This is a genomic window from Undibacter mobilis, assembly GCF_003367195.1.
Lineage (GTDB): Bacteria > Pseudomonadota > Alphaproteobacteria > Rhizobiales > Xanthobacteraceae > Pseudolabrys > Pseudolabrys mobilis.
The window spans coordinates 1,786,259-1,800,213 of sequence record NZ_QRGO01000001.1 but is presented as its reverse complement, the minus strand read 5'-3'; the positions used below and the strand labels follow the sequence as shown (position 1 = coordinate 1,800,213).

At 62.7% G+C, this 13,955-nt stretch carries 7 protein-coding genes and 1 tRNA gene; 3 read left to right on the top strand and 5 right to left on the bottom strand.

Annotation, left to right across the window (positions count from 1 at the left end):
- Position 1 precedes the first annotated feature (1 nt).
- From DXH78_RS08465 to DXH78_RS08455, 3 genes are all read left to right on the top strand, one after another.
- Positions 2 to 3,169, top strand: coding sequence for an efflux RND transporter permease subunit (locus DXH78_RS08465; RefSeq protein ID WP_283805610.1), 3,168 nt, complete (start codon positions 2 to 4; stop codon positions 3,167 to 3,169).
- Between the two features lie 112 nt (positions 3,170 to 3,281).
- Positions 3,282 to 4,916, top strand: coding sequence for an efflux transporter outer membrane subunit (locus tag DXH78_RS08460; RefSeq protein WP_115517811.1), 1,635 nt, complete (start codon positions 3,282 to 3,284; stop codon positions 4,914 to 4,916).
- 188 nt (positions 4,917 to 5,104) lie between these two features.
- On the top strand, positions 5,105 to 6,106 hold the full coding sequence (locus DXH78_RS08455; protein WP_115516616.1) for a DUF535 family protein: 1,002 nt from the start codon (positions 5,105 to 5,107) through the stop codon (positions 6,104 to 6,106).
- 40 nt (positions 6,107 to 6,146) lie between these two features.
- Here the strand turns inward: DXH78_RS08455 and DXH78_RS08450 are convergent.
- The 5 genes from DXH78_RS08450 to DXH78_RS08430 all read right to left on the bottom strand — a co-directional run bounded on the left by DXH78_RS08450 (position 6,147) and on the right by DXH78_RS08430 (position 13,952).
- Positions 6,147 to 6,223 (bottom strand) — tRNA-Arg (locus DXH78_RS08450).
- A 221-nt stretch (positions 6,224 to 6,444) separates the two neighbouring features.
- Positions 6,445 to 7,899: a siroheme synthase CysG gene (cysG, locus tag DXH78_RS08445; protein ID WP_245416770.1), complete on the bottom strand. Its 1,455-nt coding sequence runs from the start codon at positions 7,897 to 7,899 to the stop codon at positions 6,445 to 6,447.
- Positions 7,874 to 10,576, bottom strand: a complete 2,703-nt coding sequence (locus DXH78_RS08440) for a nitrate reductase (RefSeq protein ID WP_115516615.1) — start codon at positions 10,574 to 10,576, stop codon at positions 7,874 to 7,876. Before DXH78_RS08440 ends, cysG begins: the two co-directional genes overlap by 26 nt.
- The gene (locus tag DXH78_RS08435; RefSeq protein ID WP_115516614.1) at positions 10,576 to 12,198 is read right to left on the bottom strand and encodes a sulfite reductase subunit alpha; all 1,623 of its coding nucleotides are present in this window, start codon (positions 12,196 to 12,198) and stop codon (positions 10,576 to 10,578) included. Before DXH78_RS08435 ends, DXH78_RS08440 begins: the two co-directional genes overlap by 1 nt.
- Positions 12,195 to 13,952, bottom strand: a complete 1,758-nt coding sequence (locus DXH78_RS08430) for a NirA family protein (protein WP_115516613.1) — start codon at positions 13,950 to 13,952, stop codon at positions 12,195 to 12,197. Before DXH78_RS08430 ends, DXH78_RS08435 begins: the two co-directional genes overlap by 4 nt.
- Positions 13,953 to 13,955: the final 3 nt, after the last annotated feature.

The following is a 13,955-nucleotide window of genomic DNA, read 5'->3' as shown; positions in this document are numbered from 1 at the left end:
AATGATTTCCGCATTCTTCATCAAGAGGCCGATCTTCGCCTGGGTCATCGCCATTGTCATCATGCTCGGCGGGCTCCTGGCGCTCAACACGCTGTCGGTCTCGCAATACCCGGAGATCGCGCCTCCATCCATTCAGATCAGCGCGAGCTATCCCGGCGCCGATGCACAGACGGTCGAGAATTCGGTGACAAAGATCATCGAGCAAGGCATGACCGGGCTCGACAATCTTGATTACATGACGGCCTCGTCGACATCGAGCGGTCAGGCTGAGATCACGCTGACCTTCACCAACAAGGCCAACCCGGACGTTGCGCAGATGCAGGTGCAGAACAAGCTGCAGCTTGTTACCGCGCTCCTGCCGTCCGCGGTCCAGACCACTGGCCTCGCCGTCACCAAATCGTCCAGCGCGTTCCTGATGGTCGTGGGCTTCGTCTCGACTGACGGCAGGATGAGCGAGACCGACCTCTCCGATTACGTCAAGAATTCGCTTAACGACACGCTCAAGCGCGTCGACGGCGTCGGCAATACGCAGCTCTTCGGCGCGGGCTATGCCATGCGGATCTGGCTCGACCCGGACAAGCTCGTCAAATATGCCTTGACCCCGCCCGATATCGCCGCCGCGATCCAGGCTCAGAACACCCAGGTCTCGGCCGGCCAACTGGGCGGCCTGCCGGCACGCAAGGGGCAGCAGCTCAACGCCACTGTCACCGCGCAAAGCCGTCTGCAGACGCCGGAGCAGTTCCGGAACATCATTCTGAAGAGCGCCGCGGACGGCTCACTCGTCCGCATCAATGATGTCGCAACCGTCGCGTTCGGCGCCGAAGACTATACCAGTTCATCCACCTATAACGGCCAGCCGGCAACGGGGCTCGCCATCAACCTCGCAACCGGCGCCAATGCCATCCGCACCGCCGCCGCCGTCACGAACGCAATTGACCGGCTTGCCCCGACATTTCCCCAAGGCGTGAAGGTCGTCTATCCGTACGACACCACGCCCTTTGTTCAAATCTCGATCACGGAAGTGACCCGGACACTCATCGAAGCAGTTGCACTCGTCTTCCTCGTCATGCTGGTTTTCCTGCAGAACTTCCGTGCCACGATCATCCCGACGTTGGCGGTCCCGGTCGTTCTTTTGGGCACATTCGGCGTCCTTTCGCTCGCCGGCTATTCGATCAACACGCTCACGATGTTCGCCATGGTGCTGGCGATCGGCCTTCTGGTCGATGATGCCATTGTTGTGGTCGAGAATGTCGAGCGCGTCATGCACGACGAGGGTTTGTCGCCGCGCGAGGCGACAGCCAAATCGATGAGGGAAATCACCGGCGCGCTTATCGGCATTACAACCGTGCTGTCGGCGGTGTTCGTGCCGATGGCATTTTTCGGCGGCTCGGTTGGCGTCATCTATCGTCAGTTTTCCGTAACCATCGTGTCAGCGATGGTCCTGTCGCTGCTTGTCGCACTCATCCTGACGCCGGCGCTTTGCGCCACCATTCTGCGCCCGCCGAGACCGCACGAAGAAAAGAAAGGGATATTCGGCTGGTTCAACCGCGCACTTGAACGAAGTACGGATGCTTACCACGACGGCACGGGCGCCGTTCTGCGGCGGCCCTGGCGCGGGCTGATTGCATTCGCCGTCATTGTCGCCGTCGCCGGCGTGATGTTCACCCGCCTGCCGAGCTCGTTTCTGCCGGAGGAGGATCAGGGCATACTCATGGTGGTCACGCAGTTGCCGGTCGGCGCCACGGCTGACCGGACACAGCGTGTTCTCGACCGGGTTACCCGTCATTTTCTCGACCACGAGGCGAAGGCCGTCGACGGCATCATGACCGTGACGGGCTTTTCCTTCTCAGGTTCCGGCCAGAATGTCGGCATGGCCTTTGTGCGTCTGAAGGACTTTGCCGAGCGCAAAGGTCAGGATCTCTCCGCCAACGCAGTTGTCGGCCGGGCGATGGCGGTGTTTAGCGGCATCAGGGACGCGAAGGTCTTTGCGTTGGCGCCGCCAGCCATTGAGGGATTGGGCACCAGCAATGGCTTCGATTTCTATCTCAAGGATGTCGCGGGCGCCGGTCACGACAGACTCATGGCAGTGCGCGATCAATTGCTCGGCGCTGCCGCGCAGAGCAAGCTGCTGAGAGCCACCCGGCCGAACGGCCAGGACGATACGCCGCAATTCTCGATCGATATCGATCAGGAGAAGGCAAGCGCGCTCGGCGTCAGTCTCGGCGACATCAACACCACACTGTCGATGGCCTGGGCCGGCAGCTACGTGAACGACTTCATCGACCGCGGCCGCGTCAAGAGAGTCTATGTGCAGGCTGGACCGGATTTCCGGATGCAGCCCGAGGACCTCGATCGCTGGCATGTGCGCAACGCCTACGGCACGATGGTGCCGTTTTCGGCCTTCGCTTCCGGCCGTTGGACTTTCGGCTCGCCGCGTCTGGAGCGCTATAACGGTTCACAGGCGGTCGAGATACAGGGTGACGCGGCACCTGGGGTCAGTTCCGGCAACGCCATGACCGAGATAGGCCGTCTCGTCTCCGCCCTGCCCGCCGGCTTCGGCTATGAATGGACCGCGCTGTCCCGGCAAGAGCAACTGTCCGGCAATCAGGCGACGTCGCTCTTTGCGATCTCGGTCCTGGTTGTCTTTCTCTGCCTCGCCGCGCTCTACGAGAGCTGGTCGATTCCTTTCGCGGTCATGCTGTCGGTCCCGATTGGCGTTCTGGGCGCGCTGGCCGCCGCCCTCCTGCTCGGCCAGACCAACGACGTCTACTTCAAAGTCGGCTTGCTCACGACAATCGGGCTCGCCGCCAAGAACGCGATCCTGATCATAGAATTCGCGATCGCACGGCAGGAAGCGGGATTGGGACTTATCGAAGCCACGCTGCTTGCTTCAAAACAGCGGTTGCGCCCCATTCTCATGACCTCCTTCGCCTTCATTCTCGGCGTCGCACCTTTGGTCGTCGCCAACGGCGCCGGTTCAGGTGCGCAGAATTCGATCGGAATTGGCGTCATGGGCGGCATGATTGCCGCAACCGTGCTCGGCGTTTTCTTCGTGCCTCTGCTGTTCGTCTCCGTTCGTCGCGTGTTCACGCGCACGCCTCGGCCCAGTGTGCCCCCCACAGAGGCCGGCCCGAGCACGATAGACGCACAAGATTCGCGCGACAGGTAACAGCGAGGGATTCAGGATGACACCAGGAGCGCCAATGCGCCCTCGGCGGCGGTTTGTCTCTTTGAGGCCCGTCTTCACCTTGTCGGTTGCAGCCGCCTTGTTGGGGAGCACCATGCTGACGGGATGCGCCATCGAGATTCCGTTGGATGCGCCAAAGGCAGCACCGCCGGCTCAGCCGCCACCGGCCCCGTCAAAGTCGACAGGCGGCTCGAGTTTTGCCGCGACCCTGCTTGTCCTTGTCGCGACAACGCTGAGTGGATGCGCGGTGGGGCCGGACTATCAAATGCCGCAGCTTGCAACTCCAGCACAATGGAGCCAGGCAGAGGCCACGAAATCTTCACGGCCGCCTGAATTGGCGCAATGGTGGACGCGGCTTCGCGATCCGCTGCTGGATCAACTCGTCGACGAAGCCGTCAATGGCAATCTCGATGTGGCCACGGCCAAGGCGCGCATTCGGGAGGCACGAGCAGGCTATCGGCAAGCCGTCGGCGCCCTGTTTCCGACAATCGCGAACAGCGATTCGGTCAGGCATTCAAAAGGCGCGAGTGCCCCATCTCAGGCAACCGCCAACTCTTCCGCTAATGGCAATATGTCGGCGCCATCTCAACCCGCGTCCGCCAGCACCGGTAGTCTGTATCAAGCGGGCTTCGACGCAAGCTGGGAACTCGATCTGTTTGGCGCGAACCGGCGGTCGGTCGAAGCGGCTGCCTATGGCGTCGATGCCGCCGACGAGAATCTCCGGAGCGTACTGTTAACCCTCGTCGGCGACGTTGCGTCCAATTACGTCCAGGTGCGCGGATATCAGGCGCGGATCGCCCTGGCCCGACGGACCGCGTTGTCCCAGGACGAAACGACCCAAATCACACGCAATCGACTGGCGGCGGGCACCGCGACGGCCGCCGATGTGGCAAACGCAACAGGACAGGCAGCAACCACGCGTGCGCTGATTCCAACGCTTGAGATATCTTATGCAGAGGCTGTGCATCGACTGTCCGTACTGACCGGCCGGCCACCAGCGGCCCTCGACAGCCGCTTGGCGAAAGCCAGGCCGATTCCGACGCCGAAACTACCGGTCCCGGCCGGCGTCCCGGCCAACATCCTGCTCGCGCGTCCCGACGTCCGCTCCGCGGAACGTCAATATGCGCAATACACCGCCAGGATTGGGCAGGCAGAGGCCGCACTGTACCCCAGCGTAAGTCTGACCGGAAACATCGCGACAGCAGGAACCAAACTAGGCGATCTCGGCAAGAACTCGTCGATCAGCTGGTCGTTCGGCCCGACCGTGAGCGTCCCGATTTTCAACGGCGGCAAGTTGCGGGCTGCCGTCGAAGTTGCGCAAGCGCAACGCGACCAGCACTTCGTGGCCTACCGGTCCTCCGTCTTCATCGCCCTCAGGGAGGTCGAAGATGCCCTGGTGTCGCTTGCCCAGGAACGCTCCCGCGGCCGCACGCTCAGCGAAGCCGCGACGGCTTATCGGCAGGCTGCAAGCTTGTCGCAATCTCTCTACCGAGCCGGATCGTCGAGCTTTCTCGATGTACTGACCGCCGAACGCTCACTCTATGGCGCCGAGGACACCCTCCTCCAAAGCCGAATTCTGATCGCAACCAGCTACATTGCGCTCAACAAAGCACTTGGCGGGGGATGGGACGGATACATCGATACTCTGAAACCGGAGATCGTCGACACAAACACCGGCCCACATATGACGAAGGCAAACGATCTCCTCAGAACAGCCCAGCGACCATAGCTACGCTTGCCAATCGGCAGAACTGAAGAGCGCGACTGGCTGCATCGGCGGGCGCCTTGAGGATAGACGCGCATCCATCACGCCTCCATCGAACCTCCATATCATCTCGATAGAATCTCGGACACCTCAACCTATAAGCCGCTTGCGTTGATTTGCTGGGCTCAACGCAACGTCTTACGGGCAGGAAAATGGAATTCTCTTTCGGTCGCCGAAGTACGGCGAGCGCCGCATCGCGGCCGATTGGTTCAATACCTCGGACAAGGTTTTGGATCTTCTTCTCAGTACTGGCGCGGTTGGGGCACGCCAGCGCAAAAGAAAAGCGCCGCATGATTTTCAGGTTTCTTCGTGCTCCGCACAGCATGCGCGCCTGGTTCATCGACCTTCACGACATCTGCAGCCGCTCACGCGTCGATACGATTCCCTTCGATCTGGCCAACAAACCGGCACGGCATTTCCTGTGCAACAATTTGCGGCCGGCGCAGCGATCACACATTCTCGCTTACCATTACGACGCGCTTCTAAATGTCATGGGCGGCCAGCATGTGCGCGATCTTATTGCCGGAAGTCACCTGACCCTTGCTGACTTCGTGGGCCGAAGCGGCAACCACTACGAGCTGAGGCTGGAACGAAGTCCCCTGTGGTCGCGGGAAGGGGAACTGACGTGTAGACTGCTTGTCCAGAACGACCAAGTCACGGTTGCGACCACGACCTTCGCGATCGGCCCCGATCAAAAAGATGGGCATCGATGCCTCTGGATCGGCGGTCTGCAAGGAAGTGCCAAGCACTATGGAAAGACATTGACAGTTCACGTGACCAAGGACCTTTTCGGACTGAGACCAAAAGACCTTCTGATGCACGTCATATACGCCCTCAAGGAGAGCTTCGACGCCGCTGAAATCATGACAGCATCAAACCTTGGGCATGCCAGCAGCAGAGTTTATCGTGCGCGGAAATGGGTCGCGGACTACGATCGCTATTGGATTGAACTGGGCGCGACGCCGAACGGACCCTATGCGTTTAAGCTGCCGGCACAGTTGCGTCGGCGTTCCATTGATGAGGTAACGCCGACCAAGCGAGGGGCCTGGCGTGCGCGCCACGTACTCCTGGACAAGATTGTTGAGGACGTTCGTGTAATGCAACGCCAATATCGAAAAGCTTCCGTTAGTTGTGATACCGGCGACAACGGTTGATGGCGACGTTGGCCGCCGCGCGGAACAGGCCCTGAAGTGCTGGCGCGCCCGGAGAGATTCGAACTCCCGACCCTCAGATTCGAAGTCTGATGCTCTATCCAGCTGAGCTACGGGCGCGCAGGAGGCCCATATAGCGCACTTGAACATGATGTTGTAGCGCGCAATTCATGTTTTTATCCCTTCATCGTGCGGCTTCATCCGCCAGTTTTGCGCCAGAATATCTCGATCTCCGTCAACCCCTTATAGCCGACGGCCTTGCACCTGCGGCGGCGAGTCATGGCTTTTGAGCGGTCAGCTTCAGAATGGCGCTGGCAGGTCGCCTATGAGCGCGCCCGGCGTCAGGCCTGCGCGGCGATGCGCGACGCGGGTGCAGCTTGTCGCGCAAAGGCCCGACCAAGCATAACGATGACGGGCCCAGGAAGTTTGGCGGCGGCAATAAGCGCGGGAAGATCTGAAATCCCGCTGCGGATCACCTGCTGATCCGGCCGAGTCGCGCGCGCGATGGCGACGGCGGGTGTTTGCGGATCGAGGCCGGCGGCGAGCGCACGCGAGACCAGTGAATCAAGCGTGCGTACCGGCATATAGATCGCAGTCGTCGTTACCGGATCGGCGAGTGCTTGCCAGTCGATGTCGTCGGGCAGTTGGCCGCTTTGCGCGTGGCCGGTGATGTATTGCAAACGTCGCGCATGCTTTCGGTCAGTCAGGGACAGACCGAGCGAGGCCGCCGCGCCTTGCGCCGCCGTGATGCCTGGCACGATCTCGGCCCTGATGCCGGCCGCATTGCAGGCATCGAGTTCCTCGCCCGCACGACCGAAGATGAGCGGATCGCCGCCCTTCAGGCGCACCACGCGCTTGCCTTGCTTCGCCAGCGACAGCATCAGCGTATTGATGTCGTCCTGTTTGCAGGACGGGCCGAAACCAGTCTTGCCGACCAGCAGCTTCCGCGCCTCGCGTCGCGCGAAGTCCAGCACGCCGCGCGACACCAGATCGTCGAAGAGAATGACGTCGGCGGATTGCAGCGCCCGCACGGCGCGCAAGGTCAGCAGCTCGGGATCGCCTGGTCCTGCCCCGACAAGCGTGACGGTACCGCTTTCGACCGCGGCGCCCAGGCCCTTCACCTCGGCGACAAAGCGGTCGAAGTCCGATTCCGATGGCAAAGTTTCGGCATGGGTCACCGCATGGGCCGTGAACACCTGCCAGAACTTGCGGCGGCCGGTGAACGACAGGCCCGAGGCCTTCACCTTGTCGCGCCAGCGCGACGCTGCGGCCGCCCAGTCCGTGAAGCCGTTTGGTAGCAGCGCCTCGAGCTTGGCCCGGATCGCCTGCGCAAATACCGGCGCGGCACCATCCGTCGAAATGCCGATGACCAGCGGCGAGCGGTTGACGATGGCCCCAAAAGAAAAATCGCAGAAGGCCGGCTTGTCGATGACATTGACCGGAATGCCATGCGCGCGCGCGGCTTGAGCGAAAACCGCCGCGCCTTCATCGACCTCGAAGGCACCAATCGCGATGGCAGCACCGTACACATCATCGGGCGTCCACGCCCTCTCGATCAGCACGATCTCGCCATCCGGCGGATCGAGCGCCACCGCGCGCATCTCGTCGGAGAACGCTTCAGCAAAGACCTCAACACGCGCGCCGGCGGCCGACATCAATTCCGCCTTCCAGGCCGCAGCATGCGAACCGCCCACGAGAACAACCCGTTTGCCGGACAATGCGAAGAACACCGGCAGGCGAGACAGCTTCGTCATTCTATCCGGCTTCGATTCAGACGGCTTGCGCGGCGCGGACATGATCGACACTCCTCTGGCTCACAAGCTTCTTGAGTTCTGGTAAACACGAGCCGCAATTGGTGCCGGCGCGCAGCGCCTTGCCGATGCTCTCGACATTCGCCGCAGTGCCGTCCGCCAGCGCGTTGCAGATGGTGTTGAGGCCAACGCCAAAACAGGCGCACACCACCGGGCCAGGATCGGCGATACCATCGGTGGATTTGCCGGAAAGCATGCCGCGGCGCTGCGTTTCGCCGACAGCTTCAGCCTCGAACAGCGACTTCACAACATCCCATTGCGGCGCATTTCCGGAGGGGCCGACAAACAGACAGCCGACCAGACGGCCATCGGCAAAGGCCGCCATACGATAGATGTCACCGATTGCGTCGACAAATTCGGCAATCTCAGTACCGGCGAACATCGAAGCGGAGATTGCACGCCACGCTTCCGGCGTATCGTTGGAGGCGAGCAGCAGGCCCTGCCCGCGCGCGACGGCAGCGCGCGCCCACCAGGTGGGTTCGGGCAGCGAGAGGCGTCCACGTGACAAGGCAAAGCCGCGATATTTGAACGCGACCGGTTCAATCGTTGCCGGTGTTGCCTTGGCTTCCGGCTGGCCGGAGTAAGGATCGGTCGCAGGCGTCACCAATTCGCCAATACGCGCCGACGACGCGGTCTCGCCGCTCCAGTGGATCGGTGCAAACAGCGAGCCGCACCGCTGTCCCTCGCTGATGATCACTTTCAGTACGCACGAACCATAGGGCGATGTGACGCGCGCAAAGCCGCCGGCTACCAAGCCCGCCTGCATGGCGTCATCTGGATGGACTTCGACAAACGGTTCCGGCAGATGCCCGCCGAGCTTCGGGCTCAACCCGGTGCGCGTCATGGTATGCCACTGGTCGCGGATGCGGCCGGTGTTGAGGCGGAACGGAAACTCAGGTGAAAGCGCCGCATGCGGCCGCGGCATCTCCGGCGCGATCATGCGCGCCTTGCCGTCGGGCGTGAAAAAGCCACCCTCGGCGAAAAAGCGTGAGTCCTCGTGCGGCGTGGCGGTGCGCGCCGGCCATTGCACCGGCTTCAATCCATCGAATTCGTCGTCGCTGAGCGAAGCGAGGCCGCCGATGTCGAAGGCGCGCGTGCCATGGTTTTCGAAGGCCGACAGCGCGGCATGTTCGCGGAATACGTCGGCGGCGCTTTGGTAGGCAAAGGCCTCGGCAAAGCCCATCCGCCGCGCCACCTGGGTGACGATCCACCAATCCGGCTTCGCCTCGCCGGGAAGCGGCAGGAAGGCGCGCTGGCGCGAAATGCGACGTTCCGAATTGGTCACCGTGCCGTCCTTTTCGCCCCAGGCCGCCGCCGGCAGCAGGACGTGGGCGTTGGCGCGCACGGTGTCGTTGCCAGCGACGTTGTCGGAAATCACCAGCAGGTCGAGCTTTTCCAGCGCGGCGCGGACGTGGCCGGCGCGCGGCAACGACACCGCCGGGTTGGTCGCCATGACCCACAAGGCCTTGATTTCGCCGCGCGAAATGGCGTCGAACATATCGACCGCCTTGAGCCCCTCGCGCCGCGCCATCGCCTTGGCGTTCCAGAACCGGCCGACGCGGTCGACCGATTCATGACCGAAGGTCATATGTGCGGCAAGCTGATTGGCCAAACCTCCTACTTCCCTTCCACCCATCGCGTTAGGTTGCCCAGTAAGCGAAAACGGTCCCATGCCCGCCCGGCCGATGCGGCCGGTGGCGAGATGGCAGTTGATGATCGAAGTCACTTTGTCGGTGCCCTGCGCCGACTGATTGACGCCTTGCGAGTAACAAGTGACGACCTTGGGCGTTGACGTGAACATCTCGAAGAAGCGCGCCACGTCGGCTGTCGCGAGGCCGGTCAGCGTCGCCGTCTTCTTCACATCAGGTGCAATGTCCTGCGCGCGCGTCAGCGCCTCGGCAAAACCGGTCGTGTGAACATCAATATAGGCGAAGTCGAACGCTTGCGTTTCAGACAGATGAACGAGAAGCCCGCAGAACAACGCGGTGTCCATGCCCGGCGCGACAGCGAGGAATAGATCGGCCTCTTCCGCCGTCGCGGTGCGACGCGGATCGATAACGATCAGCTTTGCGCCACGTTCCCGCTTGTTCGCCATCATGCGTTGATACAGAACGGGATGGCACCACGCCGCGTTGGAGCCGACAAGCACGATGAGATCGGCCCTGTCGAGGTCGGCATAGCAGCCCGGCACCGTATCGGCGCCGAAGGCGCGGCGATGACCGGCGACCGACGACGCCATGCAAAGCCGCGAATTAGTGTCGACATTTGCGGTGCCAATAAAGCCCTTCATCAGCTTGTTGGCGACGTAATAGTCCTCTGAGAGCAACTGCCCCGACAAATAAAAGGCGACGGAGTCGGGACCATGCTCCCTGGCGGTCCGTGCAAAACCATTTGCCACCCGATCGAGCGCGTGATCCCAGCTTGTGCGCACCAATGCGCCACCGCTTTGGACCATGGGATGAAGGAGACGCGTCTCAGGACCAAGCGTCTCACCGAGCGCCGAGCCTTTCGAGCACAGCCGGCCGAAATTGGCAGGATGCTCAGGATCGCCGGCAATCACGGCGCCGCCGTGACTGTCGGGCTTCGCCAGCACCCCGCAGCCGACACCGCAATACGGGCACGTCGTGCGCACGGCGGGCGGATGCTGCGCCGGAGCGTTCATCAATAGACATCCTGCTGGTAGCGACCTTTTTTCTTGAGGTCGGAGACGAACAGCACCGCCTCCTCGCCCGACTTGCCGCCGTGCTGCGCAACAATATCGACCAGCGCCAGCTCGACATCTTTCGCCATACGCTTGGCGTCGCCGCAGACATAAACATGTGCGCCGTCGCTGAGCCACGCCCAGATGTCACGACCGGTCTCGCGCATGCGGTCCTGCACATAGATCTTCTCGTCACCGTCACGCGACCATGCCAGCGACAGCCGCGTGAGATGGCCCGAAGCACGCATCGCCTTCAGTTCTTCCTCATAGAAGAAGTCGCAGCTTGAGCGCTGATGGCCGAAGAATAGCCAGTTGCGGCCCGGCGCCTTGTCGGCAAGACGATCGTACAGGAAGGCGCGGAATGGCGCGACGCCGGTGCCCGGACCGATCATGATGATCGGGACATTGCCATCCGCCGGCAGCGCGAAAGCGTGCGCCTTCTGCACATAGGCTTTCAGCACGGTGCCGGGGTCGATGCGTTCGGCGAGCAAGGTCGAGCAGACGCCGAGGCGCTGGCGATTCCTGATCGTATAGCGCACGGTATCGACCGTGAGCGTGACACTATTCGGATCGGTCTTCGGCGAAGATGAGATGGAGTAGAGCCGCGGCTGCAACTGGTCGAGCGACTCGACGAAAGCTTCCGGATCGGGCGCGGTGCCGGCGAATTTCTCGAGTGCGGCCAGCACATCGAGGGTCGCAACATCCTTGTCCGGGTCGTCGCCCGTCGCCAGCGCGCGGGCTTTCTTCCGCCGCTCGCCGCCGGTGATGTAGGAGAAGAGCTGGAACAGCATGTCCGGCGCCGGCGACAGCGACACGCTGTCGGTCAGCACCTGCCGCAATGTCCGCCCGCCGATATCGAAATCGGGTGGGGCACCGAGCGCCTTCATGACCTGCTCGACCAAAGTCGGATCGTTGTGCGGAAATAGACCGAAGGCGTCACCGACCTGGTACTCGATCCCTGAGCCGGTGAGATCGATCTCGACGTGCCAGGTTTCCTTCTCGGAGCCCGGTTTGTTGAGCAGCGTGCGTGACAGCACTTTCGCGGTGGAGGGGTTATCACGTGAGGTACCGGGCTTCGATGCCAGCGCCTCCGGCGACTGCACGGAGGGTGCAGGAGCCACAATTGCTTTCGGCGCGCTTTGTAGTTCCTCATACAGCGCCTTGACCATGCGGGCGGTTTCCTTGCCGCCCGGCGCGCACAGGTTCAGCCGCGTCTCGGCGCCCGAGACAATGGCACCCGAGTAGTTCTTGCAGTCATAGCCGCACTGGCCGCAGTCCTGCTGCGCCATCGCCGCCATCATCTTCCAGCGCAGCGGCTTGCCGTCGGCGAGCTTCATGCGCTCAGCGATCGACAGCGTCTGGTCATGCCACGGCGCGCCGCCGTCATCGTCTTCCGCATTCGCCGCGCCCGGCCCACCCCCGAGCAGGCCCGCCGCCTGATCGGCCGACAACGGTGTGACGCCGCTGTTGTCGAGCGCAATGAGGCCAGCAAAGAAGCCATTGAGCCAGAAGCGCTGCTCCTCGGAAAACGGCGCGGTCTCCGGCACCAGCGACGGCAATGGAGATGGGACGTTCTGAGTCATTTCCCCGCCTCCGCCTTGAACATGACCTTGAGGGCTTCAACGTCGTGGCGGCGCGAGAAAGCCAGGAAGGTCTCGTCGCCGTCGCGGTGTGCGAGATAACCCTTGAGCATGCACTCGATGGTGCGCGGCGCATCGACGGCTTTGACGTCGCGGTAGAGATCGCGCGCCAGCGCGGCATCAGGGCCGAAACCGCCGCCAACCAGGATGTGATAGCCCTCGACCGGATCGGCCTCCTCGCCCATATCGACCTTGCAGGCGATGAGGCCGATATCGCCGATGTAATGCTGGGCGCAGGAATGATGGCAGCCGGTGAGATGGATGTTCACCGGACTGTCGAGCCTGACGCGCGGCTCGCAATATTGCGCGATGGCTTCGGCATCTTCCTTGGTGTGCGCGGCGGCGAAGCGGCAGCCGGTCGCGCCGGTGCATGAAATCAGCCCGGCGCGGATCGGCGTCGCCTCGGTCTTCAAGCCCAGCGCCTCAATGGCGGCAACCGCATCCTTCACGCGCGCGTCGGCGACGCCGGAGATCAACAGGTTCTGCCACACCGTGAGGCGGATATCGCCGTCGCCAAAATCCTGCGCGACCTTCGCAAGGCCGCGCATCTGGTCGGTGGTGATCTTCGCCACCGGGAAGACGACGCCGATCCAGTTGAGCCCGACCTGCTTCTGCGGATGCACGCCGATATGCGCGGTGCGGTCGAAAGCCGGACGCGGCGCGATGGCTTCGGCCGGCACATGCACCAGCTTTCGGCCCAGTTTCTCCTCCACATGGGCGAGAAACTTCTCGAAACCCCAGGCATCGAGCACATATTTGAGCCGCGCCTTGTTGCGGTCGGTGCGATCGCCATGCTCGATATAAACGCGCACGATGGCGTCGGCGATCGGCGTCGCCTCCTCGGGCTTGAGGATAACGCCGGTGTCGCGGGCGAAATCGCGATGCCCGGTGATGCCACCGAGCGCAAGGCGGAAGTAGATGCCGGGCTCAACGCCGAAACCGCCCTTCACCTCGACCGCCTGGAAGCCGATGTCGTTGGTGTCCTCGAGCACGGGAATGCGGCCCGCGCCGTCAAAGCCGACATTGAACTTGCGCGGCAGGCCGTAGAGCGCGCGCTCGTTGAGAATGTGGTGGTGCCACTCGCGCGCATAGGGCCGCGTGTCGAGCAGCTCCTGTGGGTCGATGCCCGCGGTCGGCGTGCCGGTGACGTTGCGGATGTTGTCGGCGCCGGTGCCGCGCGTGCACAGGCCAAGGTCCATCACGCCTTCGACCACCTCGATCGCGTTCTTCGGCTCGATCTCGCGGATCTGCAGATTGGCGCGCGTGGTGACGTGAGAGTAAGGCCCGCCGCAGCGGTCAGTGAGATCGGCGAGCCCCGAAAGCTGCCAGTGCTTGAGAATGCCGTTCGGAATGCGCAGCCGGCACATATAAGACGACTGCGCCGGCGCGACATAGAACAGGCCGTAATACCGCCACCGGAAATTGTCCGCCGGCTTCGGCGCTTCGTTGTTGCGCGCCTGGCTCTTGAGCCTGTCATAGGCATCGAACGGATGCTGCTCGCGCTTGATCTTCTCCTGATCGGCGAGCTTGCCACCCTTGGCGACCGTCGCGTCCTGCGCCTTGATGTGAACGGCGTCAGGGCCGGTCGGTTCGGCCGCGCCTTTGGGCAAGGTGCCGCGCGCGGCGCGCGCCGCGGTGAGGCCGGAAGCGAAGCCTTCGAGATAACGTTTCTGGTCGGGTGAGAAGTCGCTGGACATGAT